Annotated in this window: 29 protein-coding genes and 1 pseudogene; 8 read left to right on the plus strand and 22 right to left on the minus strand. The window is 41.9% G+C overall.

The window, feature by feature from the left end:
- Positions 1–39 precede the first annotated feature (39 nt).
- Positions 40–636: a LemA family protein gene (locus ACWIUE_RS10615; RefSeq protein WP_454136731.1), complete on the minus strand. Its 597-nt coding sequence runs from the start codon at positions 634–636 to the stop codon at positions 40–42.
- Positions 637–781: 145 nt separating this feature from the next.
- On the opposite strand from ACWIUE_RS10615, the gene ACWIUE_RS10620 reads away from it, so the two are divergent.
- Complete coding sequence (locus tag ACWIUE_RS10620) at positions 782–985, plus strand: hypothetical protein (protein ID WP_454136732.1); 204 nt, start codon at positions 782–784, stop codon at positions 983–985.
- On the opposite strand, the gene cobA is transcribed toward ACWIUE_RS10620, so the two are convergent.
- From cobA to cysD, 7 genes are all read right to left on the minus strand, one after another.
- Positions 965–2,359: a uroporphyrinogen-III C-methyltransferase gene (cobA, locus tag ACWIUE_RS10625; RefSeq protein ID WP_454136733.1), complete on the minus strand. Its 1,395-nt coding sequence runs from the start codon at positions 2,357–2,359 to the stop codon at positions 965–967. The genes ACWIUE_RS10620 and cobA overlap by 21 nt on opposite strands.
- Entirely contained in the window at positions 2,343–2,561 is a 219-nt protein-coding gene (locus ACWIUE_RS10630) for a hypothetical protein (protein ID WP_454136735.1), read from the minus strand. The genes cobA and ACWIUE_RS10630 overlap by 17 nt, the downstream gene beginning before the upstream one ends.
- Before the next feature lie 13 nt (positions 2,562–2,574).
- Positions 2,575–3,060 (minus strand): hypothetical protein, encoded by a 486-nt coding sequence (locus ACWIUE_RS10635; protein ID WP_454136736.1) that lies wholly within the window; start codon positions 3,058–3,060, stop codon positions 2,575–2,577.
- The gene (locus ACWIUE_RS10640) at positions 3,057–3,818 is read right to left on the minus strand and encodes a hypothetical protein (protein WP_454136737.1); all 762 of its coding nucleotides are present in this window, start codon (positions 3,816–3,818) and stop codon (positions 3,057–3,059) included. The genes ACWIUE_RS10635 and ACWIUE_RS10640 overlap by 4 nt, the downstream gene beginning before the upstream one ends.
- A 62-nt stretch (positions 3,819–3,880) precedes the next feature.
- Positions 3,881–4,573 (minus strand): hypothetical protein, encoded by a 693-nt coding sequence (locus tag ACWIUE_RS10645; protein ID WP_454136738.1) that lies wholly within the window; start codon positions 4,571–4,573, stop codon positions 3,881–3,883.
- Between the two features lie 95 nt (positions 4,574–4,668).
- Entirely contained in the window at positions 4,669–6,135 is a 1,467-nt protein-coding gene (cysN, locus tag ACWIUE_RS10650; protein ID WP_454136739.1) for a sulfate adenylyltransferase subunit CysN, read from the minus strand.
- Positions 6,135–7,037 (minus strand): sulfate adenylyltransferase subunit CysD, encoded by a 903-nt coding sequence (cysD, locus tag ACWIUE_RS10655; RefSeq protein ID WP_454136740.1) that lies wholly within the window; start codon positions 7,035–7,037, stop codon positions 6,135–6,137. Before cysD ends, cysN begins: the two co-directional genes overlap by 1 nt.
- A gap of 139 nt (positions 7,038–7,176) precedes the next feature.
- On the opposite strand from cysD, the gene ACWIUE_RS10660 reads away from it, so the two are divergent.
- Positions 7,177–7,350: a hypothetical protein gene (locus tag ACWIUE_RS10660; protein ID WP_454136742.1), complete on the plus strand. Its 174-nt coding sequence runs from the start codon at positions 7,177–7,179 to the stop codon at positions 7,348–7,350.
- Between the two features lie 13 nt (positions 7,351–7,363).
- Here the strand turns inward: ACWIUE_RS10660 and ACWIUE_RS10665 are convergent, their stop codons facing one another.
- Positions 7,364–7,885: a hypothetical protein gene (locus ACWIUE_RS10665; protein ID WP_454136743.1), complete on the minus strand. Its 522-nt coding sequence runs from the start codon at positions 7,883–7,885 to the stop codon at positions 7,364–7,366.
- A 112-nt stretch (positions 7,886–7,997) separates the two neighbouring features.
- The gene (locus tag ACWIUE_RS10670; RefSeq protein ID WP_454136744.1) at positions 7,998–8,513 is read right to left on the minus strand and encodes a hypothetical protein; all 516 of its coding nucleotides are present in this window, start codon (positions 8,511–8,513) and stop codon (positions 7,998–8,000) included.
- 702 nt (positions 8,514–9,215) lie between these two features.
- Between ACWIUE_RS10670 and ACWIUE_RS10675 the strand changes: the two genes are divergently transcribed.
- A complete protein-coding gene (locus ACWIUE_RS10675) occupies positions 9,216–9,623 on the plus strand; it encodes a transcriptional regulator (RefSeq protein WP_454136746.1) in 408 nt (135 codons plus the stop codon).
- 29 nt (positions 9,624–9,652) lie between these two features.
- Here the strand turns inward: ACWIUE_RS10675 and mog are convergent, their stop codons facing one another.
- The 6 genes from mog to ACWIUE_RS10705 form a co-directional block, all read right to left on the minus strand.
- Positions 9,653–10,183, minus strand: coding sequence for a molybdopterin adenylyltransferase (gene mog / locus ACWIUE_RS10680; protein ID WP_454136747.1), 531 nt, complete (start codon positions 10,181–10,183; stop codon positions 9,653–9,655).
- A 46-nt stretch (positions 10,184–10,229) separates the two neighbouring features.
- Positions 10,230–10,352 (minus strand): hypothetical protein, encoded by a 123-nt coding sequence (locus tag ACWIUE_RS10685; protein WP_454136748.1) that lies wholly within the window; start codon positions 10,350–10,352, stop codon positions 10,230–10,232.
- Positions 10,328–10,822 carry a molybdopterin-guanine dinucleotide biosynthesis protein B gene (mobB, locus tag ACWIUE_RS10690; RefSeq protein ID WP_454136749.1) on the minus strand — a complete coding sequence of 165 codons (495 nt, stop codon included), beginning with the start codon at positions 10,820–10,822 and terminating at the stop codon, positions 10,328–10,330. Before mobB ends, ACWIUE_RS10685 begins: the two co-directional genes overlap by 25 nt.
- A gap of 24 nt (positions 10,823–10,846) precedes the next feature.
- Positions 10,847–11,299 carry a molybdopterin synthase catalytic subunit gene (locus ACWIUE_RS10695; RefSeq protein ID WP_454136750.1) on the minus strand — a complete coding sequence of 151 codons (453 nt, stop codon included), beginning with the start codon at positions 11,297–11,299 and terminating at the stop codon, positions 10,847–10,849.
- Between the two features lie 85 nt (positions 11,300–11,384).
- Positions 11,385–11,609 carry a MoaD/ThiS family protein gene (locus tag ACWIUE_RS10700; protein ID WP_454136751.1) on the minus strand — a complete coding sequence of 75 codons (225 nt, stop codon included), beginning with the start codon at positions 11,607–11,609 and terminating at the stop codon, positions 11,385–11,387.
- Between the two features lie 11 nt (positions 11,610–11,620).
- Positions 11,621–12,949, minus strand: coding sequence for a molybdopterin molybdotransferase MoeA (locus ACWIUE_RS10705; protein ID WP_454136753.1), 1,329 nt, complete (start codon positions 12,947–12,949; stop codon positions 11,621–11,623).
- 89 nt (positions 12,950–13,038) lie between these two features.
- Here ACWIUE_RS10705 and ACWIUE_RS10710 point away from each other — a divergent pair, with 89 nt between their 5' ends.
- The 4 genes from ACWIUE_RS10710 (at position 13,039) to ACWIUE_RS10725 (ending at position 16,520) form a co-directional block, all read left to right on the plus strand.
- Positions 13,039–13,266 carry a hypothetical protein gene (locus tag ACWIUE_RS10710; protein WP_454136754.1) on the plus strand — a complete coding sequence of 76 codons (228 nt, stop codon included), beginning with the start codon at positions 13,039–13,041 and terminating at the stop codon, positions 13,264–13,266.
- 120 nt (positions 13,267–13,386) lie between these two features.
- On the plus strand, positions 13,387–15,645 hold the full coding sequence (gene purL / locus ACWIUE_RS10715) for a phosphoribosylformylglycinamidine synthase subunit PurL (RefSeq protein WP_454136755.1): 2,259 nt from the start codon (positions 13,387–13,389) through the stop codon (positions 15,643–15,645).
- Between the two features lie 52 nt (positions 15,646–15,697).
- Positions 15,698–16,090: a hypothetical protein gene (locus tag ACWIUE_RS10720; protein WP_454136756.1), complete on the plus strand. Its 393-nt coding sequence runs from the start codon at positions 15,698–15,700 to the stop codon at positions 16,088–16,090.
- Positions 16,091–16,184: 94 nt separating this feature from the next.
- Entirely contained in the window at positions 16,185–16,520 is a 336-nt protein-coding gene (locus ACWIUE_RS10725) for a hypothetical protein (RefSeq protein WP_454136757.1), read from the plus strand.
- On the opposite strand, the gene ACWIUE_RS10730 is transcribed toward ACWIUE_RS10725, so the two are convergent.
- The 3 genes from ACWIUE_RS10730 to ACWIUE_RS10740 are packed head-to-tail and all read right to left on the minus strand — an operon-like array spanning position 16,517 to position 18,034.
- Complete coding sequence (locus ACWIUE_RS10730) at positions 16,517–16,666, minus strand: hypothetical protein (RefSeq protein WP_454136758.1); 150 nt, start codon at positions 16,664–16,666, stop codon at positions 16,517–16,519. The two genes, ACWIUE_RS10725 and ACWIUE_RS10730, sit on opposite strands and share 4 nt — an antisense overlap.
- Positions 16,644–17,789, minus strand: coding sequence for a diguanylate cyclase (locus ACWIUE_RS10735; RefSeq protein ID WP_454136759.1), 1,146 nt, complete (start codon positions 17,787–17,789; stop codon positions 16,644–16,646). The genes ACWIUE_RS10730 and ACWIUE_RS10735 overlap by 23 nt, the downstream gene beginning before the upstream one ends.
- Before the next feature lie 59 nt (positions 17,790–17,848).
- Entirely contained in the window at positions 17,849–18,034 is a 186-nt protein-coding gene (locus ACWIUE_RS10740; protein WP_454136760.1) for a hypothetical protein, read from the minus strand.
- Between ACWIUE_RS10740 and ACWIUE_RS10745 the strand changes: the two genes are divergently transcribed.
- Positions 18,016–18,228, plus strand: coding sequence for a hypothetical protein (locus ACWIUE_RS10745; protein ID WP_454136761.1), 213 nt, complete (start codon positions 18,016–18,018; stop codon positions 18,226–18,228). The two genes, ACWIUE_RS10740 and ACWIUE_RS10745, sit on opposite strands and share 19 nt — an antisense overlap.
- A gap of 67 nt (positions 18,229–18,295) precedes the next feature.
- Here the strand turns inward: ACWIUE_RS10745 and acnB are convergent, their stop codons facing one another.
- The 3 genes and pseudogenes from acnB to ACWIUE_RS10760 form a co-directional block, all read right to left on the minus strand.
- Positions 18,296–20,845, minus strand: a complete 2,550-nt coding sequence (gene acnB, locus ACWIUE_RS10750) for a bifunctional aconitate hydratase 2/2-methylisocitrate dehydratase (RefSeq protein WP_454136762.1) — start codon at positions 20,843–20,845, stop codon at positions 18,296–18,298.
- Between the two features lie 183 nt (positions 20,846–21,028).
- Positions 21,029–22,159 (minus strand): hypothetical protein, encoded by a 1,131-nt coding sequence (locus tag ACWIUE_RS10755; protein WP_454136763.1) that lies wholly within the window; start codon positions 22,157–22,159, stop codon positions 21,029–21,031.
- Positions 22,160–22,168: 9 nt separating this feature from the next.
- Positions 22,169–22,460: pseudogene (locus ACWIUE_RS10760) on the minus strand (MBOAT family O-acyltransferase); the annotation flags it as partial.

A 22,460-nucleotide genomic window follows, 5' to 3' on the forward strand; every position in this document is an offset into this window, starting at 1 on the left:
TTGCGCCAAATCGCATAAAATTCGCAGAATCTAGCATTGCTAAAACTCCACCTTTGGAGCTTTTTCTAGCACTTCACGGCTTTCGCTAAATTCTAGCAATCCCATATCATCGCGATATCGCGCGAAAAGTCCCGCTATGATATTGCACGGAAAAGTCTGTTTGAATACATTAAAATTCATCGCGCCATCGTTGTAGCTTTGCCGTGCAAAGGCGATTTTGTTCTCTGTGGCGGTTAGCTCTTCATTTAGCTGAATCATATTTTCATTTGCTTTTAGCTCGGGATATGCCTCCATTTGGATATTTAGCCCTTTTAGCGCGTCCATCAAGCCAGATTCGGCACTATTTAGCTTTGCGATATTTTTCATATCTGCGTTTTGCGTGGCAGTTTCAAGCGCATTTCGCGCCGTATTTCGCGCATTTGTAACGCTTAAAAGCGTCTCTTTTTCGTGCTGCATATATTTTTTTGCCACTTCGATTAGATTTGGTATCAAATCATATCGCCGTTTGAGTTGCACATCGATTTGTGCGAACGCATTTTGAGCGCGGTTAGACAGCGCGACAAGGCGATTATAAACGCTCACCACATACAGCCCAACTATCACCACAACCACCGCAACGATTATCCCTGCAATCATTTCGTCCCCTTTTGATTTAAAATTTTAGATTCGCATTTACGAATCTTATGCCAAAAATTGTAGCTTAAAAATTATTAAAATTTTATGATAAATTTGGCGTGAAAATAGTTGCCTTGCATTTTTTTGATAGGATGGCAAATCTCGCGTGGCAATCCAAATTGAGATTCTGCGAAAGGCAACAAAATTCGCAGAATCTGCCTTGATTTCGCCACAAATTCGCAGAATCTACAAAATTTTCGCAGAATCTTGCGTGATTTTTGCATTAGATTCTGCGTTTTTGCAAGATTCTGCGATTTGTCTTGAAAACAATGCGAGATTCTGCGATTTTTTAGATTTTCGCAGAATCTAGCACGATTCGCTCCCCCATAAAGGGCATATTGAGGCTTTCTCTCACTGCCTTGCCTAGAATCAAAATGCTTGGATTCTCACACATTTGCGCCATTTGTGGCAGTTCGCCCAAAGTGCCGATGATTGCCTTTTGGCTTTGGCTTGAGACTTGCGAGATAAACGCAGCGGGGAGATTTGCGTCTATGCCCTGTGCCAAAGCCTCATCGCGGATTCTCTCCGCAAAGCTATGCGCCATAAGCACGATTAAAGTATATGGCGAATCTTTTAGCCACGCAATCCACTCCGTGTGAAACACGCTCTCGCGCAAATGCGCCGAAACGATAAGCGCACCAGAACTCACCCCGCGCAAAGTCGGCGTAACCCCGCTATACAGCGCACCACAGAGGCTTGAAGTAATCCCGCTGATATACTCCACCTCGACATTATGTGCGTGTAAAAAACTTGCTTCCTCCCACACACGCCCAAAAATCACGGGGTCGCCACCTTTGAGACGCCCTACGATTTTGCCCTGCTTGGCGTATTGTAACATTAGCTCGTTGATTTGCTCTTGCGTGAAATTCGCCGCTCCCTTGCGTTTGCCGACATTTACGCATTCAATGCCAAGCCCTTTGATATGGGAGAGAATCTCCGCGCCGATGAGATTATCAAAGAGTGCGACATCAAGCAAGGCAAAGGATTCAAGCGCGTTTAGCGTGAGAAGTCCAAAGTCGCTCGGTCCGCAACCAATGATGAGCACCTTGCCAAGCGAAGTTTGACACTCTTTGGCAATGGCGTCTTTGTCGCTTTTGCTTTTGGGTGGGGCGATTTGTCGCAGATTTTTTAGGCGGTGAGATAGCGCGCCAAGTGTGCGGGGCAAAATCGCGCTAATCTTATCACGCAAAACCTGTGAAAGGATAGGGCTTGCGCCATTTGTGCTCACCATAACGCTTACATTTTCACGCCTCACAATACTCCCAAAATAAAAATCGCACAAATTTGGCGTATCCACGACATTAAGCAAAAAGCCACACTCTTTACGCACACTATGCAAAAACGCGCCAAGCTGTGAATCGCCACTTGCGTCAATGATAATCTCAAAGGCTTTAAGCGCGTGTAAATCGATATTTGCGTCAAGTGTGCGGATTTGAAAAAGTGTAGAATCTGATATAGATTCTATGATTTTTGTCTCAAAATACGGCGTGAATCGCTTATCGGTGATTTCACGCGCCCATACGCATACTTCCCATTTTGCGCCCATTAGCACTTCAAACTTTTGCCACGCTACTGCCCCCGCACCGATAAGCAAAGTCTTTTTTGCCATAAGTGCGATAGGCAGAGAAAAAGATTCGTTAGATTTTTTAGGATTCACACATTTGCCTTTATTTACATTTTCCATTTTTATAGCATTTATCGTTCAATTCTATTATTAACTCATCAGTTATAGAATCTAGCGGGATTAGATTTTCGCCTTTAGGGTCATCGCGTGGTTGGCGTTTGGCTTTCTCCAAAGTTTCTTTTTTAAGTTTTTCTATATCAAGCGCATTTGCATTTGTGAGCGTTAGCATATAAAGCACAAAAAGCAAACTTAATGTTTTCATTTTCTCATTTCCCCTAGCACCGCTGTATTATGTTTGTAATCTTAAATGTGCCGTTGCCTAAATCAAACAATATATAGCTATCATCGCCACAATCTTGTGCGTATGTAATTGTGAGCTGTTTTTTGTCCTTGCTCCACTCATATTGCGCATACCATTCCTCGCTCTCGCACTTATATTGAAAATCTTTGTCATAGCATTTGCCCTTGTATCGATAATTTTGCTTTGGCAATGTCCCTAAAAATTCAAGTTTATAGCTACATTTTTCTAAATTTACATATATCAATGTTCCATCTCTCGCCCACTCTGCTTCGCTACAAGTCCAATCTAAAACCTTTTTTGCCTTTTTTAGTTTATCGTGTGCTTCTTGCATACTTTTGGCTTTTATAGTGGTTGCATACACGCCGTCATCGCAATCGCAACCCACCGACTCCCATTTCAAATCACTGCCAAACACCACTGATACAAACGCCACTAAAATTACCAAACTTAATTTTTTCATTTTTTTGCTCCCTTTTTTAAATTGTCGCTAGATTCGCGTGAATCGTTGTGCAAATCGCCCACAATCGCGCCGTTTTTGTCTATTAAACCATCTAAATACAAAGCCGCCCACACTCTATCATAGTTAAAATTGCCATTAGATTCACCTAAAATCACTTTATAAGATTGTGTATGCTTATGAAATATTGCCTCAAAAAGTTGTGGATTTTGCCCCAAAAGATAATTTGTAAGATTGGTTATGCCAATAAGATACGCGCTATCAATACGCATTCTTATCGCAAAATAAGGGTCTTCTAAATTTCTCCAATACACTCTACGACTTGCATCTGCTTCCTTATCGCCATTTTCTGCTTCTCTATCAAGTTTGGCAAGATAATTATTTACCGATTCTATGTCCTTTTTGACATTTTTATCGCGCAATTTCATCGCTTCCTTTGCTATGGCTTTAACTTTTGACTTTTGGGCTTTGGGAGTATGGCGCATAATGAGATTATAGTAACTTGTAAAAATATTATCCAAAAAAGCATTATGATTGTAGCAAAGTAGCCACTCACTCGTATTTTCTTGCACTTTTTCACACGAAAAGCTAGGCTTTACACATTCGTTTGTCTCAACAATAGCAGGGCTACAACCTTGCTCATAGAGCCATTCAACCTGCTTATCTAGTGTCTCTTTTGATGCGATTGTAGCAAATGCAGAATCTAAATCAGTGGAACACACAATATCGCTAATTAACAAAAATAATATAAGTTTTTTCATAATTCAACCTTGCTCTATTTTGTTTTTAAAATCTTTAAAAATATTTGCATTTTTTACTCCATTTATTTTTTAGATTCGCGTGAATCGTTGTGCAAATCGCCCACAAACGCGCCGTTTTTATCTATCAAGCCGTCATTATAAAGTGCTCCAAATAATCTCATTGCAAAAAAGTATTCGTTTTCATATTGTGGGGGCGTGTATTTGTCTAAAAAGAAGCGTTTGTATTCAGTGGTATGTTTTGAAAATATTGTCGCAAAAATATTAGGATTATTTTTTATAATATAGGCATTCAAATCGCGTAAAGCTAACCAATAATTAGCGACTATACTATCAACTATACACAAATCTATAGCCCCTCTACTTGGCATATCAGCGCAAGATTCATAAGAGTTGCTCTCTGTATTTGATTTTACAAGTTTTCTAGCTATCGCTTTGAGTTTTATTTTTTCATTTGTCGCAATATTGCGCAAAATAAGCACATACAGGCTGTTAAATAAATTATCATAAAACGGCAAAACCGCATAAACGCTTACGCTATCAACTTCGGCAGAATCACATATTATGCCCTCAACCTCACTTAACTTCCCGCGACAATCAAAGCTGGGCTGAACGCAGTTTTTGCGCTCACAACGCTCATCTAAAAGGTTTTGCCCGATTTTATATATTTCATCATCAAGTCCTTTGACGCTTATAATGTTAGATTCTCCAAATAATACAGAAATGGTAAGAGCTAAAAACAAAAATGCAAATTTCATTGTTTTATTACCTTAAATATTTTTTAGATTCGCGTGAATCTATGAATCGTTGTGCGAATCAGTCGATTCGCACGATTAGCAAATGCAACAATCCCCTAAATCTCTTTACAGCCCCATTCTGGGTAAAATTCTCGTATAAAGGCGTTTAGTGCTTTTTCTTGTGGGCTATATTTGCGCTTTGAATCCACCGCAAGATTCGCCGAATCGGCATTAGATTCCACCACTTCGACAATCATTCCCGCGCCCAAAGTCGCATTTGTGTATTTATCGATGATGATAAAACTCCCTGCCACGCGGTTGTTGTTGTAGGATTCAAGCCCCAAAGCCCTATCAAACTTCACAATGCACCGCGCTATGTCATTTAGGTGCAAGTTGTGCGCGGGGTGCTCGGTAAAGTCGTTTATGTCCTTTTTGTAGAGGATTTGCTCTACACTGCCTTTGAGCGTGGAGGTGGCGCGTTTGATGACATAGCTAGATTGCAATTCAAGCGCGACTTCATCAAACCACACAATGTCCGCCACCACGCATTTGCCAAGTTTCAAACTATGCTCTTTTTTTGCGATTATATCGCCCCGCGTAATGTCGATTTCATCTTCTAGCACAAGTGAGACGCTTTGTGGGAATCTCGCACTTTTCACCGCGCCTAATGCCTTTTTGTCAAACTTTTTGCAATCCAAATTCGCAATATCTTGGCTTACAATCGCCTTAATTTTGCTTGTCTTCTTTGATGGCAAAGCCACGATACTATCGCCCACTTTGATTTCGCCACTCTCTATATTGCCACAAAATGCGCGGTAATCTAAATTCGGGCGATTGACAAACTGCACGGGGAGAATGAAATTTTGACTTTGTTGCTTGTGAATCTTTGCGCTATCTAAAATCTCCATTAGCGATTTGCCTTTATACCACGCAATTTTTTGGCTTTTATGCAAAATATTTTCGCCTTGCAGGGCAGAAATGGGGATAAAGTCAAAGACAATGTCGCTATGATAGGCAAGTTGCGGGATAATCGCTTTGTAATCACGCACGATAGATTCAAAGACTTCGTTTGAATACTCCATCAAATCCATTTTATTTACCGCGACAATGATGTGCTTAATGCCAAGCAGACTTACGATATATGAGTGCCGTTTGCTCTGTGTCAGCACACCCTTTCGTGCGTCAAGCAAAATCACGGCAATGTCCGCCGTGCTCGCACCTGTCGCCATATTGCGCGTGTATTGCTCGTGTCCGGGCGTATCGGCGATGATATATTTACGCTTCTCTGTGGTAAAAAAGCGATATGCCACATCGATTGTGATTCCCTGTTCTCTTTCACTTGATAGTCCATCGACAAGCAGTGCAAAATCCAAATTCCCGCCTTGTGTGCCGATTTTTGCACTCTCTTTTTCTAATGCGCTTAGCTGGTCTTCAAACAACGCCTTTGAATCATAGAGTAATCGCCCTATAAGCGTGGATTTGCCGTCATCTACGCTCCCGCAGGTTATGAATCTACATAGCTCTTTGTTTTGGTGCTTTGCTAAATATTCGTGCAAAGTCTCGTGTGTCGCGTTCTTTTTCATTAGAAATACCCCTCTTGTTTTTTCTTTTCCATACTTGATTCTTCATCGCTATCTATGAGCCGTCCTTGTCGCTCACTCGTATTTGCTAGTAGCAATTCCTCGATGATTTTTTCCAAAGTATCTGCGGTGGATTCTACCGCGCCTGTGAGCGGATAGCACCCCAAAGTGCGAAAGCGCACCATTTCTTTACGCGCATTGTTGGCAATCTCACTAGGGACGCGTTCATCATCGATGAGAATCTTTGTGCCTTTATATGGGCTTACCAAGCGTTCTTTGGCGAAATACAGGCTAGGAATGGGAATCTTTTCAAGCAAAATATATTGCCACACATCTAACTCCGTCCAATTACTAAGCGGAAAAACGCGAATCGATTCTCCCTCTTTGTGGCGTCCGTTGTAGAGATTCCACACTTCGGGGCGTTGATTTTTAGGGTCCCAGCGGTGATTTTCATCACGGAATGAATACACGCGCTCTTTTGCCCTTGACTTTTCCTCATCGCGCCTAGCCCCGCCAAACACCGCATCAAACTTATACAAATCTAACATTTGCTTTAACCCTTGCGTTTTCATAATGTCCGTGTGCATTGCGCTTCCGTGCGTGAATGGAGAAATGTTGATTTTCTCGCCCTCAGGGTTGCTATACACGATAAGCTTCATACCCACTTCCTTTGCGCGTTTATCGCGAAACTCAATCATCTCGCGAAACTTCCACTTCGTATCCACATGCACCAGCGGAAATGGCGGGAGCGCGGGATAAAACGCCTTTTGGATTAAATGCAGTAGCACCGAGCTATCCTTGCCAATGCTATAAAGCATAGCAGGATTGCCAAACTCCGCGACAACCTCGCGGATAATGAAAATCGATTCAGCTTCCAAAGCCTTTAAATGCGTGGTTTTGTTCATTTTTCGCTCCATTTGAATCTAAAAATTTAAAAGCGCAATTTTAGCAAAAAATTCACACTTTTTAGATTTGCGAGGCTTTTAGATTTGCAAGGTTTGAATCAAAAATGCTTTGTAGATTCGCAGGGTTTGTTAGATTTGCGTGAATCAAATCAAAATCTACCTTTTAGATTCGCCTGAATCTATGGCAAATCGCCAAAATCTTTGTCGTTTTAGCAATCTCTATCATAGATTTTTGCGTGATTTCACCCTTGCCATCAAAAAAACTAATCAAAAAAAATACAATAAAATCCTTTGCATTTTTTGCGAATCGTAAGCGAATCTTAAAACTATATACGCATAAAAAACAACAAAACTCTAATATCAAAGCACAATAATAAAATCCCGCATAGACTTATAATGCCTAGTGGCAGGTATTTTTTAAACCCATTAAACTCAAAACAACGCAAGGCAAAGTAATTTAAAAACATTATCATAAAATCTATGACAAAAAAGAATAGCTTATATCGTGGATTGATATAGCAATGCAAAGCAAAAAGTCCAAGTAGCACAGGCAATGCGATAAGTAAATATTTTAAAAATCGCTTTTGTAAATTATAGAACTTTTTATACACCACAATGCAGACAATCCCAAAGATAATCATAAGAAAAGCATTTGTAATATATGCAAATGTCAAAGAGATTCCAGCACCCACCCCTTTCTCAAGGCGATAAAATGTATCATAAGTCAGCATATTTACAATATCTCGCAGGTTTTCGGTAAAGTATAGCGATATAAGCCCATTGCCAAAAATCACTAGCAATAAGATAAATTTGTTGTCTATGGATATGAATCGCGCTAATTTTTGCATTTTCTCACTCCGTTTAAAATTTAAATTTTAAAAACGCGATTGTAGCGAAAATTTTGTGCTTTTTAGATTCGAGGTAAAGTTTAGATTCGCACGCTAGATTTGGCGCGAAATCCTATCCAAATATGCGAGCTACGATAGGCACGATGAGCAAAAATCCTAAAAATATGCTTGGGATTTTGTTTTCCCATTTTTTGACAAAAAGTAGCGCGATACAAACGACACTCATAACGCAAAGCACGACACCACCAGCGATTGTCCGTGAAGCGACTTCATTTATGGTAAGCCCCTCTTTGTTTGCTATTTTGACTAGTTCTTCATAGACTTTGGGGTCAAATTGTCCGTAAAATAGCATTATAAACAGCACCGATACGATGATAAATAGCAAATACGCGAAAAACACGCCCACACGATAAGTCCTTAAACGCACAGATAGCACGATTGCGACTATGCCCGTCCAGCTTAACCAAAATGTCGGCGTTAAGCCCTCTAGCACAATGCGAACGAAAAAATAATGCACGATTAGCAACGCAAACGCCACCCACCGACAGATTTTCTGCCCCGTGCTAAAATGTAAATGTGAGCTATCGCCAAAATTATTCAATGATTGCAACGCGCTTTTGAAATCCATAAATTTTCCTTTGTGATAAATTAAAATCGCGATTATAGCGAATTTTGCTTTTTAGATTTTTTAGATTCGCGGGGCTTTGATTTTCGTAGATTCGCGTGAATCTAAAAGCGTGGATTCGCACGATTTACAATGGTTTTAATTAAAATTTACCTTTTAGATTTGCGTGAATCGTGCCTTATTTTTACTGATATTTTTCGCACACTTTAAGATTTGGCTCAATCTTACAGGCTTTTTTGTGAAATTCATTTCCTTTTGTGAGATTTTTTTGTGTGCCTTTCCCTGATTTTATTAGCGAACCAGCATTATAACAAGCCTTAGCCTCATTTAAATCACACACTCTTCAAATGTGAAATTTGAATCCACGCGCGATTTATCTTAATCGTTGTTTGTTATTTTTTGTGCTTTTGCGCGGAGAATGAGAAATAAAATAAGTGAAATCCCGCACACGAGCGCAATTGTAAGGAATGCATCCGCATAAGTCACCTTTGCCGTGAAGTCAAAAAATTTAATGCCAAAAATGCTAAATCCCAAAATTTGTCCTTTGCAAAAAATGATTTACGAATTGTGGATTTTAAAAAAAGCGAAATTGTAGCAAAAATTTAGAGCGATTTTGCGTGAAAAATAAATCAAACGCCATAATTCTTATCGGATTTTTAAAATTTGCTATAATTTTGGCTTTTATATGATTTAACAGGGGCAGAAATGGCGACAAGTGCGAGTTACAAAGACTTTGTGTTAGAGCAGTTAGTGCGGTGCGATAGCGAATATTTGGGGCGCAGATTTGTATTTAGTGCGAGAAAATTATTTGGCGAATATTGTGTTTATATTGCGGATTCACGCGAATCTTGCGTGGATTTGCATTTAGATTCGCCTAAAAAAGTGCTATTTTTGCTCTGCGATGAGGGCGTATTTATCAAAAAATATGAATCTTTGGACGCAATCGTGCGCGAAAATAGCGAATTTTTCACGCTAGGCTATCCCTTTGATGGCGCAAGAGAGCATTATATAATAGACATTGAAAATCTCGCGCTCATCGCACAAATCATACAATCCGCACTGCCATTTCTCCCCACACCAAAGGCAAAACCACAAAAATCCAAAGGTAAATAATTAGTGCAAAATTTGTAGCAAGATTCGCGCTAACTCTTCGGGCGAAAGGCTTTGATGATTGATTCATCTGTCTCCAAATAATCTCCGCCAATTAAGTCCAAGCAATAAGGCACAGCGGGGAAAACCGCGTCCAAACATTCTTTGATGCTTTTTGGTTTGCCGGGCAAATTTATGATGAGGCTCTCATCGCAGATTCCAGCACTCTGCCTTGATAAAATCGCCGTTGGGACGAAGCGCAAACTTATGCTTCGCATTAGTTCGCCAAAGCCGGGCAACATTTTTTGGCATACCGCTTCGGTGGCTTCCACGGTAACATCGCGCTTTGCGGGTCCCGTGCCACCTGTGGTTAAAATCAGCGAACATTCTTTTGATAGGTCAAGCAATGCGCCCTTTATGATTTCAAATTCATCGCTCACAAGGCGGTATTTCGCCTCCCATTTGGTGGTTAGATAGCTTTGCAAAACCTCAACAATCGCCTTGCCACTTATATCCTCATACACGCCATTAAACGCCCTATCTGACGCCACCAAAACGCCTATTTGAACTATTTTTTCTTGCATTTTGTCCCCTTTAAAATCTTTGTGATTTCGCAAATTACCCACCCCCTTAATCCCCCTCCGCAAGGGAGGGGGAGATAGAGAAAGCCCCTCCCCTTGCGGGAGGGGTTGGGGTGGGGTCAATCTCTACAAATATGTTAAAAAAATTCACCATTGTAGCGAATCTATCCACTCCAAAACTTCCCTATGATTGTCTAAATCAAGTATGGTTTTGCCCTTAAATGCGGGATTTTGCGCCATATTTGCAGAATCTATCACAGCAATCGCATTTGCATTTTCCACATCGCTATCCACAAAATCCCCGCGCACCACGCAGATTCGCCGATATGGCATAGTCTTAAAACCCTCAATAAAGATATAATCAAGCGGTTCGCAGCGATTTAGCAAATCCATAATTATGTCATTTTGTAGCCCTTTTTGCAGACGAATCGTAGTTTGCGCCGGTGATACAACCGCCACATTTGCGCCAGATTCAAAGAATTTGTAGCTGTCCTTGCCAATGGTGTCAAACACGACTTTATTTTTGGGGTCGTGCTTTATCACGCCTACTTTAAATTCAGGGATTAAAATCTTGCAAAGTCCCGTAATCAGCGTGGTTTTCCCGCTATTTGAGACACCGCTAAAACTAATGATTTTTGTCATTTTTGCCCTTTTATCGTGCGAATCTTATAGCTCCAAAATCCCCGCACCTCGCAGTTTTTTGCTTCTATCTTTGGCATAGATTCGCGCTCCATCTTTAATATCATATTTCCATATCGGCGCATTTGCCTTAAAATCCTCGATAAATTCATCATAAATCGCTAGTGCCGCTTTGCGATTGCGCGACAAAATAGCGCACATAAAGGACGATTCGCCCACGCTCACATCGCCATTTGAGTGCGCCATCAAAATCTGCAAGTTTTTTTCAGCACTTTGTGCGCGAATCTGCCACGAATCAATCCACGATTTTAGCAAAGGCATATAAATATCAAAGCTAAGCGCACTTATGCCATTTTCCGCGCGGACAACGCCGATAAACACCGCTACCGCGCCAAAATTCCGCACCTTTGCCACTTCCTGCCACTGCGCTAAAATAGCATTTGTATCCAGCGCAGAATCTACGATAATTAGATTTTCCATAATCTGTCCCCATTAAATTTTTGTGCGATTCACGCGAATCTAGCGCGATTCGCCACGCAAAATCACGCGAATCTAAAAACGCGATTCACCCGCCACACACAGGCGGTAGCAACGAAATCTCATCATTATCCTTAAATTCAATCTCGCTAGGATTTTGGATAATCTTATCATTCAAAGCCACCGCACAAAGCCCAATCCACGCCTTTAACTCATCGATTTTGCCAAGCTCTACCTTTAACTCATCGAAATTTTTGCAATCCACTTCTATCGAATCTAACCCAATAGGTCCCAAAAAATTCACTTTTATCATCTAAATCCTCCCTATAATCGCAATAAATCATTTAGCAAAATTATATCCACAAATTCGCCTTTTTGATAGCTTTTTTGTGCCAAAATGCAAAATGCGCCACTAAAATCATTTATCATATACGAATTGCGGTTTTGGCGCGGATTCACCGCATAAAAGCCTGATTCGACACTCAAATCCGCCAACTCAAAGCAAAGTCTATCATTTTTCACATTATCCACAGCACGGAGCAATTTGCCCTTTTTGATAGGGATTTGCGGGGGCAAATTTAGCATTTTTTGCATTATGATTCGCCCAAAGAGCAAAAAACTCACAATGCTAGAAGACGGATTGCCCGGCAGTGCGAAAATGTGCTTCCCGCTAAATGCGCCATCACATTTGATATGCGCCACCACTTTGCCGGGCTTAATTTTCACGCCACTGAAAATACACTCGCCAAACTCGCGGATTATGTCCTTTGTGAAATCAAAGTCGCCCTTACTCATACCGCCTGTGGTGATGATAATGTCATTGTCGCGTAAGCCGCGCGAAAGCGATTCGCGGATAGATTGCGGATTATCTTGCAAAAGCGGATAGATTTTGCACTCTGCATTCAAAGCCCTTGCAATCGCACAAAGCGCGTGATTATTTGAGCTGTAAATGTAATTTTGGCTTTGTGGCAGTTCGCCTAGCTCGATTAGCTCATCGCCCCCGCTTAAAATCCCTACGCGAATCCTGCGATAAACGCTAATTAAAATATTGTGATTTTGCGCCAAAATCCCTACGCTAAATGGCGATAAAATCTCGCCTTGCGGGAGTAAAATATCGCCTTGCTTGTAATTTTCGCCCATTTTGCGAATATGTTGCCATTGTTTTGGCGTAGATTCTGCGTTTTTTGTGTGATTCGCAGAATCTATGGTTTGTCCCCCCTCCCTTGCGGAGGGGGCTAGGGGGTGGGTATTTTTCGTATTTTCATTTAAATTATTCGCCAAAAAAATCCTATCGCCCTTTACGCAAATATTCTCCACAATTACCAAACAATCCGCACCTTGTGGCATTTTCGCACCTGTAAAGGTTTTGATACACTCGCCCTTTTGAATCGCACACGAATCGGCATTCCCAGCTTTATTTACACTTGCGATTTTTAGCCCAGATTCGCTCAAAATCCCCAAATCCGCGAATCTAAACGCATAGCCGTCCATATTTGAAGTGTGAAATTTGGGATTATTTTCCCGCGCCAAAATAGGCTCACAAAGCACCCGCCCCACGCATTTATCGATAAACACTCGTTCAATCCCAACACACTCAACCGCAAGATTTTCTAGCAAATCCACGCACTCGCTAAAAGAAATATTATTTTGCATTATCCGCACCTTAAAATTTTAAAAACGCGATTGTAGCAAAAAAATCTTTTATGATATAATGCGATTTTATTTTAAGGCAAGGGCTTGTTATGAGCAAAAAAGATGAAGTTAAAGCACAAATAGGTATTTTTAAATTTTGGCTTGGCGTTGTGGTGGCTACGCTTTTGGCACTTATTGGCTGGTGTGCTACAAATTACCAAAATGTCGAAACTTGGTTGCTAATATTATCTCTTGTGTTGTCTTTTGTGTGTTTTATTCTAATCGTTTGGATTTACAACAAAATCAATAAAAAAATCAAAAAATTAAGGAGGCTATAAATGAAAACTTTTATTGTTGCTTGTATGGTTGCAATGCTATTTGTTATCCCTGCTATGGCTATAAAAGCGGTTTTAGACAATGACAAAGATTAGATTATTTTAAATGCAAGTGAGGCACAAATGCAAAATTTAGATGAGATTCTCAAAAATCACAAGCTAGGTCGTGCGGATTATGACAATATCACACAGATTTTAGGGCGTTCGCCAAATCTACTTGAAATAGGCATTTTTAGCGCGATGTGGAGTGAGCATTGTAGCTATAAATCAAGCAAAATTTATTTGAGTGGCTTCCCTACGAAAGCGGAGTGGGTGATTCAGGGACCGGGCGAAAATGCTGGTGTGATTGACATTGGCGGGGGATACGCGGCGATTTTTAAGATGGAGTCGCACAATCACCCTAGCTTTATTGAGCCGTATGCGGGGGCAGCTACGGGCGTTGGTGGCATTATGCGTGATATTTTTACGATGGGTGCGCGTCCTGTGGCGAGTTTGGATTCGATACGATTTGGCGAGATTTTGCGTGATGATGAAGTCGGGCGATTGCATAAATACTTGCTCTCACGCGTAGTAGCGGGGATTGGCGATTATGGTAATTGTATGGGAGTGCCGACAATCGGGGGTGAGACGAGTTTTGAATCCTGCTACAACGGCAATATTTTGGTAAATGCGCTGAATCTTGGTATCGCAAAAAAAGAGCGCATTTTCTATGGTAGAGCAAGTGGCGTGGGTAACTCTATCATTTATGTGGGCAGCAAAACGGGGAGAGATGGGCTTGGCGGGGCTGTTATGAGTAGCGATAGTTTTAGCGAAGATTCAAAGTCTCTGCGCACCACGGTGCAAGTAGGCGACCCATTTAGCGAAAAGTTGCTGTTAGAGGCGTGTTTGGAGGTTTTTGAGAGGAATTTAATCGTTGGGATTCAGGATATGGGCGCAGCGGGGCTTACGAGTTCTAGCTTTGAAATGGCTTCGCGTGCGAGTGATTCGGTGAATCAAAGCGGAATGAAACTATATTTAGACAAAATCCCTACAAGAGAGCCAAATATTTCACCTTATGAGCTAATGCTTAGCGAATCCCAAGAGCGAATGTTACTTTGTGCCAAAAAAGGCGCAGAGTGCGAGATTATGGAGATTTTTGCAAAATGGGAAGTAAATGCCGAAATCATCGGCGAAGTAACCGATAGTGGTGTAATGGAACTATTTTGGGAAAATGAGCGCGTGGGCGAAATCCCTATCGCGCCTATTAGCCACAATGCGCCGATTTTAAAGAGAGAAGTGCATAAGCCAGAATATATCGAATCCTTGCAAAGCGTGGCGATTCAAAAGAGCGAAAAATCGCAAAACGAGCTATTTCGTGCAATTTTGAGCCACCCAGAGATTGCCGATAAAAGCTATATTTACACGCAGTTTGATAACACTATTTTATGCAATACGATTGTCGGCAGTGGTAGTGGCGATGGGAGCGTGATTCGCGTCCGTAAGAATGGGAATTTTTTGGCGATGAGCGTGTATTGCAATCCGCGCTTTTGCTATCTCTCTCCAAAAGATGGCGCAAAAATCGCCGTAGCCACCGCAGGGCGCAACTGCGCAACGCGGGGTGCGAAGCCACTAGCGATTACGGATTGTCTAAATTTTGGTAGCCCTGAAAATCCTAGCGTTATGTGGCAGTTTGGCGAAGTGTGCGAGGGCATAAAGGAAGCCTGCGAAGTGCTGAAAACGCCTGTGGTAAGTGGAAATGTCTCACTTTACAATCAAACAAATGGCGTGGATATTTACCCCACGCCTAGCATTGGAATGGTGGGGCTAATTTGTGGCGAATCTAATGCAAATTTAGGCGAATCCACCGCAGATTCACGCGAATCCACCGCAAAAATTTTAGACTCCGCACTCAAAAGCAAAGGCAATCTTATCGTGCTACTAGGCGATTTTGGCGAATGTTTTGGCGGGAGCTTGTGGCTAAAAGTCGCGCACAACCAAATCTTAGGCGCACCCCCGCAAATCAATCTCTACAAAGAACTTGCCTTGTGGAATGTCCTTCAAAATGGCGCGGGATTCATCAAATCCGCCAAAGCTGTGAAAGAAGGCGGAATCGCCATCGCTGTGGCAAAAATGGCGTTATTTGGTGGATATGGCGTGGCGGTTGATTTAAATGAAGGCAAGGACGCAATTTTTAGCGAATCCCAAAGCAACGCGATTGTGGAAATCACAGAGGGCGATATGGACGCACTAGACGCACTATCACGGCAATTTGGACTAAATTATCGCGTAATTGGGCGCGTGGAGGGCAAGGGCGCGAATCTAAATATTGACACTATCGCAATCACGCAAAATGAAGCAAAAGAGCTATTTTTCGGCTCATTTGGGAAAATATTTAGAGCGTAATCTATTATTTTGTGCTAAAATTGCACTTCTAAATCACCACAAAGGACGCAAAATGATTTTCCCACAATTTCCAAAGATTCGCACTCCGTTACCCAAACAATATGCCGAAATTTATGAAAGTTTTTACAAATCAAATCGCAAGGGCGACACAACTGCTAGTAGCGCGGCGCAGAGAATGGAGCGGTGGCTTCATAAAAAAGTTGCGCTTGACACACGCGGTTTGCAGGGCAATAGGACGCTAGAAATCGGCGCAGGGACGCTAAATCAGATGGAGTTTGAGTGCGATTTTAGCCACTATGATATTATTGAGCCATTTTCCGCGCTTTACAAGGATTCGCCAAATCTGCCCAAAGTGCGCAAAATTTACGCTGATATTAGCGAAGTTGCAAGTGATTTTAATATTAGCGTAAATTCAACTATGGGGGGGGGCAAATCCGCTAAATAAGGGCGATTTAGCATTACATTCACCGCAAACATTAGATTCACCACAAAACAAACTTTACAATCGCATAATTTCTTGCGCTGTTTTAGAGCATATCTTGGATTTGCCCCGTGTGGTGGCTATTTCGTGCTTATTGCTTGAAAATAATGGCGTGTTTTCAGCCTCTATTCCATCGCAAGGGCGATTCCTTTGGACGCTTGGTTATAAGGCGACTACGGGGCTAGAGTTTCGCCTAAAATATGGGTTAGATTATGATGTGATTATGAATTACGAGCATTGCAACAATCAGCGCGAGATTATTGCGGTGTGCGAGTATTTTTTTGATTCCGTGCAAAAATCGCTTTTTGGGATTTGTGATGAATTAAGCCTATATACGCATTTATCTTGTCGCATACCGCGCAAAGAAGTCGCAATGGCATTTTTATCTAACTAGCACTTTTCGCAGAATCTCGCGTAAAAACGCAGAATCTGCCACATTTTGCCATTTAGATTCTGCGATTTTGGCGCAAAACGCAGAATCTTATTGTAGCAAATTGCTTTTAGATTCTGCGAATCTCTAATGCCTTTTGCCCTCTTCAAGTGAGCAAAAGCCAAAGCTTTGCGCACAGCCGATTTGGTTGCGTCCGCCTTCTTTTGCGATGTAAAGTCCTTCGTCTGCTTTTTTGAGTAGGTCGATGTAGGTTTTCGTTCCTGCGTCTCGTTGCGCCACGCCTAGCGAAATGCTACCAGCCCACTCATCGCTTGGGAATTTTAGGTGGATTTGCGCGATTTGCTTGCGGATGTGCTCGGCAAGCTGCATAATGTAGGCAAGATTTGTGTTGTTTGAGAGCACGACAAACTCATCGCCCCCAAGTCGGCACACAAAGTCATCATTCCGCACCGAATCGCGGATTTTGGTGGCGACTGTTTGCAGCACTTTATCCCCGCACTCGTGCCCCTGCGTGTCGTTGATGTGCTTAAATTTATCCACATCAATCATTATGCAAGTTAGCGTAATGCGCTCATCAAAGGGCTTTTTCCACTCATTTTGCAGATATGCCACCGCCGCACGGCGATTGCCTAGATTTGTGAGAGTGTCGGTGAGTGCCATCGCTTTTAGCGTGTCGTTGGCACGCTGTAATTGCTGAGTGCGGAGCTGGACTTGCTCATTTAAAGAGCGATTTAGACTCATAAGCTTGTGATTCATATTCGTAGTTCTTGTAAAAAGCTGATTTACCGCGTAGAGTAGGGGAGCGACAGTCTCATCTACCACATCTTGCACGGCGTCAAATGCCTCTTTTGGGCTTTTGCCCTCAGTGATATTTTTGATTTGCTTTGCCATAATTTTATCCGTGCCTAAAATGTGGATAGAAATCCAATTCGCCAAAAAGTGAAACAAAAACTCAGGTCCGATGAGCTTGTTTTTCACGCCCTCATAGAGCTTGGTTGCCTCTTGGAGGAACATTTCGTGGGCGTGTTTATGGGCGTCCTTGTGCCGTGAATCCACCTGATACTCCGCCATATACGCCTCTTCATCGCCAAAATGCACCTTCGCATAAAGCGCGAGATTTTCAAAATATTTATCCAAAACCTCCGGCGCAAGTTCCTCTTTTGCGTAAATGCTCTCCCCTAGCTTGTTTATCATATTTACGAGCATTTTGTGCTGCTCATCAACCGTGTCGATATTTGTCACAAATGATTTATTCCACTTGAAAGTTAGCAAGATTTGTCCTTTGTTTCCTAAAAATAAATGCGTGAATTTTAGCATAAAATATCGATTATTTAAGTGAATTTGTGAAATTTGGACGCAGAATCTGCGCGTAGATTCTGCGAGATTTTGGATTCTGCGAAATTTTGCGAATGGACGCGATAAACGCAGAATCTGTTTATTTTTCGTTGTAGATTCTGCGAATTTGGCGCAAAACGCAGAATCTTATGAGTGTGGCAAAATGCTTTTAGATTCTGCACTTTTCACGCGAATCGCAGAATCTAATGCGAAAAACACCCACCCCCTAACCCCCTCCGCAAGGAAGGGGGAAGTTTTTAGATTCTGCGTTACAAACAATCGAAGTAGTTGCGGTAGCTTGAAAAGCAAAAAGCGTCCTGCGCGAAAGTATCGTGCGATGGATTTGTGGGTTTTCAAGCACGAAAACGCGAGATAGAACTTAGTAGTTCATCGAGCGTTTGAGTGCGCAGAATCCCGCAAATACGCGCACGAGACAACGCGCATTACAACGCAAAGTTTTCGATTTTATCAAAGTTTAGATAACTATACACCCTCTCTTTTTGCACCACTTTGCGCTTCACGATTCCCAAATACTCCGCCGCGCTTGGGATTTTGCCTAATATCGCACACACGGCGGCAAGCTCCGCACTCCCCAAATAGACTTTCGCGCCTTTGCCCATACGATTATCAAAATTTCTCGTGCTTGTGGAGAAAACTACGGCATTATCCTTTACACGCGCTTGGTTACCCATACATAAGCTACATCCGGGGGCTTCGATTCGCGCTCCACTTGCGCCAAAAATCGATAAATAGCCTTCATTTGTGAGCTGTTTTTCGTCCATTTTTGTCGGTGGCGCAATCCATATTTGGCTATTTAACTGCCCCTCGCCCTTCACAATCTCGCCAAATGCGCGGAAAAGCCCGATATTTGTCATACAGCTCCCCACAAAAACTTCATCGATTTTATGCGCTCGGCTCGAATCGCCCAAAACCTCGCTCAAAGTCGCCACATCATCAGGGTCGTTTGGACAGGCTACGATTGGCTCTTTGATTTCTCTTAAATCAATTTCGATAATCGCCTCATACTCCGCGTCCTTATCCGCCTCCAAAAGCGTGGGATTTGCTATCCACTCGCGCATTTTTTCAGCGCGATTTTGCAAAGTCGTAGCCGATTCGTAGCCGTCCTTTATCATCGCCTCAATTAGCGCGATATTGGAGCGCAAATATTCGATAATCGGCTCTTTGTTTAGCTTGATGACACACGCTGCCGCGCTTCGCTCCGCACTCGCATCGCTTAGCTCAAATGCCTGTTCGACTTTTAGATTTGGCAGTCCCTCAATCTCTAAAATCTTGCCATTAAAGATATTTTTTTTGTTTTTTTTCTCAACGCTTAAAAGTCCCTTTTTTATCGCGTAGTAGGGAATCGCATTTACCAAATCCCTCAAAGTTATGCCATCATTCATTTCGCCTTTGAATCGCACCAAAACGCTTGGCGGGACATCAAGTGGCATTATGCCATTTACCGCTGCAAACGCCACGAGTCCGCTACCCGCTGGGAAGCTCACGCCGATAGGGAAGCGCGTGTGCGAATCGCCACCCGTGCCGATTGTATCAGGGAGCGTGAATCGATTTAGCCACGAGTGAATCACGCCATCTTTTGGGCGCAAAGCCACGCCACCGCGACTTGTGATAAATTCTGGCAGAGTTGCTTGAAGCGAAATGTCCGCTGGTTTAGGATAAGCAGCCGTGTGGCAAAAACTCTGCATAACAAAATCCGTGCTAAATTTTAACGCCGCCATTTCTTTAATCTCATCGCGTGTCATCGCGCCTGTGGTATCTTGTGAGCCAACGGTGGTAGTTTTTGGCTCGCAATATTCGCCCACTCTGACGCCATCTTTGCCACAGGCTCTGCCTAAAATCTTTTGCGCTAGGGTAAATCCGCATTTGCTCTCTTTTGGTGCGGTGGGTTTTGTGAAAAAATCGCCCTCATCAAGCCCCAAAAACGCCCTTGCTTTTGCGGTGAGTTTGCGTCCTATTATGAGATTGATTCGCCCACCTGCGCGCATTTCATCAAAAATCGTATTTGGCGTTAGGCTAAATTGCGCGATTTCTTCGCCACCACGCATAATTTTGCCCTGATATGGATAAATCGTAAGTTTGTCGCCCTCTTTGATTGCGCTCACATTGGCGATGATGGGCAGTGCGCCCGAATCTTGACAAGTATTAAAGAAAATCGGCGCAATCACACCGCCAATCACCACGCCACGCCGTTTTTTGTTTGGTATGAATGGGATTTCATCGCCAAAATGCCACATTATCGAATTGCACGCGCTTTTTCGCGAACTGCCCGTGCCGACTACATCGCCCACATAAGCGACTTTGGCGTTTTGCTTTGTCGCTTGTTGTTTCACCAAATCGATTCGCGCTTCATAATTTTCTACGCGATTTTTTAGCATTGCTTGTGCGTGAAGCGGAATGTCGCTTCGTGTGAAAGCATCGCTTGCGGGACTCAAATCATCGGTATTTGTTTCGCCATCAATTTTTAGCGCGATAAGTTCGATTTTTTCATCAAGTGCGGGCTTGTGCGAAAACCACTCGGCATTTGCCCAAGATTCGATGACCTCTTTGGCAAATTTGTTTGTTTTGCTAAGCTCAGCGATAATCTCAAAATTATCATACACAAAAATCAAATCTTTTAGCGCGTTTGCGGCGTGTGGTGCGATAGATTCATCGCTTAGTGCGCTAATCAAAGGCGCAATGTTGTAGCCACCTACCATCGTGCCTAAAATCTCAATCGCTTCGACTTTGTCAATGCAGGGCAGGGCGATTTCTCCGCGCACGATTTTGCCTAAAAAAAGAGCCTTTATTTTCGCGCTCTCATCGACACCGGGCGCGATTCGATTGACAAGCAAATCTTTGGCAAAATCTACTTCGCTATTGCTTTTTAGCAAGTCAAGGACGGCGTTTGTCTCGCTTGGATTTAGCGGAAGTGGTGGGACGCCATCTTTTGCCCGCAACGCGACATTTTCTAAATATTTTGCTTTGAAGTCCATTTATCTCTCCTTAAAAATTAGATTCGCCCTAATGATATAAAATCTTTGCTTTATAAAGCGAAAATTTTGCCAAAATGAGCGCGAATCTTGCAAATTTTAAGCGAAATGGTAACTTGAATGCGATTTTTACGCGAAAAAAAGCGCGAATCTTATTTGATTTGCGTAGATTCGCGCTATTTTGTGCTATTTCTCATTGCGATTCGCCTCCCACGCTTTGATTTCGGCGATAAGTGGCGCAATGTCGTAATTTTTGATTTTGGATTCCATTGTGGATAAATATTTATCGATATTTTGGGGTGTTAAAATATGCGTCCCGTTTGCGATTGCGTCTAGTTGCATTTGATTCATATCATTCTTATAATGTATCAAATCCTTGTAGTTTGCAATCTCATCGGCATAGTCCAAATCATCAAGCCCATAAATCACCACATTTTTTAGATTTGCCACTTCATTTACAAGCCACTTTAAAATCACTTTTTCTTTGGGGTAAATATTGCTATTTAGCCGATAAAAAAGCCGTGAATAAGTAGGGATAACGACATAAAATTTAGTATTTGGATTTTGCCTTGCGAAAATTAAGAGATTGTCCGTTATATGTTTTTGATTAGATTCTATCGAATTGCTAAAAGGCGCGGGATTGTATGGTGGCGGTGTTTTCATCGATGAGAGTTCTTTTATCGTGTCTTTGATTTGGTCATTTTCGCTATTTTCTAGCCATTTTTGCATTCCGCCAAATCTTGCATTATGCCCAATATCTTTTATCCAAAGATTACTTATAAAATTATCCAAATCCTTGCTCCCCACGCAATCTCCGCTCTTTGAAAATCTAATCGCGCACAAAACAAACTTTTTATTAAAATAAATTTTTAAGTCATTTAGCTCGTTATCATCGTAAAGAAAAGCAAAATTTTTTGTGTCATTTTTGTGAGTTTTTACAAAATGTCCCACATCAAGCGAATAAATGATATTTTTGGGCTGTGTGTGCTTAAACATATATTTTAAAATCACCTCTCTTTCATTTAGTGCAAAGCCACTGCTAGAAATATTTGCCCATTTATTGCCAAATTTTTGATTTGCGTCTTTTGATAAAATGTTTTCCAACATAGAAGTGCCTAAAATAAACGAATCAAAATCATAATTTTTCACAATGCCTTTGATTTGGATTCGCGAATCTCGAATAAAAGTCGTGTCCCTAAAATAGGGCTTATGCCACACTTGCAATGGGTCGTAAACATAAAGCAAAACACTTATCAAAATAGGTATTACAAAACTTAAAGAAAAATAAATCAAAATAAATCGTTTGTATGGATTCATATCTATCCTTTAAAAATTAAAATACAAAAATGGTGAATAGTCGTTTGCTAACATTGTAAATAATGCAAAAGCTGTGAGTGTTGTGGCAAATAAAATGTTTTTCCAAATAGGACTAAAATTTTGCAATTTTTCAAAGCTATTTTTCGCAAAAACGCACACAAAAATTGCGATAATAATATAAGCAAATGTCCTATCCGTGCCACCTATGCTTTTTAAAAGCTGATTTGCTTTGTATGCCTGTTGTGGCAAATCCACCCACACAATCCCAAACATACCTTTGAGTAGATTTACCGCTCCGCTG

It is taken from the genome of Helicobacter sp. 23-1045 (assembly GCF_053654655.1).

Coding starts and splice junctions, on each gene's coding strand:
- ACWIUE_RS10615 (WP_454136731.1), bottom strand. CDS start 636: ATGATTGCAGGGATAATCGTTGCGGTGGTTGTGGTGATAGTTGGGCTG.
- cobA (WP_454136733.1), bottom strand. CDS start 2,359: ATGGAAAATGTAAATAAAGGCAAATGTGTGAATCCTAAAAAATCTAAC.
- ACWIUE_RS10630 (WP_454136735.1), bottom strand. CDS start 2,561: ATGAAAACATTAAGTTTGCTTTTTGTGCTTTATATGCTAACGCTCACA.
- ACWIUE_RS10635 (WP_454136736.1), bottom strand. CDS start 3,060: ATGAAAAAATTAAGTTTGGTAATTTTAGTGGCGTTTGTATCAGTGGTG.
- ACWIUE_RS10640 (WP_454136737.1), bottom strand. CDS start 3,818: ATGAAAAAACTTATATTATTTTTGTTAATTAGCGATATTGTGTGTTCC.
- ACWIUE_RS10645 (WP_454136738.1), bottom strand. CDS start 4,573: ATGAAATTTGCATTTTTGTTTTTAGCTCTTACCATTTCTGTATTATTT.
- cysN (WP_454136739.1), bottom strand. CDS start 6,135: ATGAAAAAGAACGCGACACACGAGACTTTGCACGAATATTTAGCAAAG.
- cysD (WP_454136740.1), bottom strand. CDS start 7,037: ATGAACAAAACCACGCATTTAAAGGCTTTGGAAGCTGAATCGATTTTC.
- ACWIUE_RS10665 (WP_454136743.1), bottom strand. CDS start 7,885: ATGCAAAAATTAGCGCGATTCATATCCATAGACAACAAATTTATCTTA.
- ACWIUE_RS10670 (WP_454136744.1), bottom strand. CDS start 8,513: ATGGATTTCAAAAGCGCGTTGCAATCATTGAATAATTTTGGCGATAGC.
- ACWIUE_RS10675 (WP_454136746.1), top strand. CDS start 9,216: ATGGCGACAAGTGCGAGTTACAAAGACTTTGTGTTAGAGCAGTTAGTG.
- mog (WP_454136747.1), bottom strand. CDS start 10,183: ATGCAAGAAAAAATAGTTCAAATAGGCGTTTTGGTGGCGTCAGATAGG.
- mobB (WP_454136749.1), bottom strand. CDS start 10,822: ATGACAAAAATCATTAGTTTTAGCGGTGTCTCAAATAGCGGGAAAACC.
- ACWIUE_RS10695 (WP_454136750.1), bottom strand. CDS start 11,299: ATGGAAAATCTAATTATCGTAGATTCTGCGCTGGATACAAATGCTATT.
- ACWIUE_RS10700 (WP_454136751.1), bottom strand. CDS start 11,609: ATGATAAAAGTGAATTTTTTGGGACCTATTGGGTTAGATTCGATAGAA.
- ACWIUE_RS10705 (WP_454136753.1), bottom strand. CDS start 12,949: ATGCAAAATAATATTTCTTTTAGCGAGTGCGTGGATTTGCTAGAAAAT.
- ACWIUE_RS10710 (WP_454136754.1), top strand. CDS start 13,039: ATGAGCAAAAAAGATGAAGTTAAAGCACAAATAGGTATTTTTAAATTT.
- purL (WP_454136755.1), top strand. CDS start 13,387: ATGCAAAATTTAGATGAGATTCTCAAAAATCACAAGCTAGGTCGTGCG.
- ACWIUE_RS10720 (WP_454136756.1), top strand. CDS start 15,698: ATGATTTTCCCACAATTTCCAAAGATTCGCACTCCGTTACCCAAACAA.
- ACWIUE_RS10745 (WP_454136761.1), top strand. CDS start 18,016: ATGCTTTTAGATTCTGCACTTTTCACGCGAATCGCAGAATCTAATGCG.
- acnB (WP_454136762.1), bottom strand. CDS start 20,845: ATGGACTTCAAAGCAAAATATTTAGAAAATGTCGCGTTGCGGGCAAAA.
- ACWIUE_RS10755 (WP_454136763.1), bottom strand. CDS start 22,159: ATGAATCCATACAAACGATTTATTTTGATTTATTTTTCTTTAAGTTTT.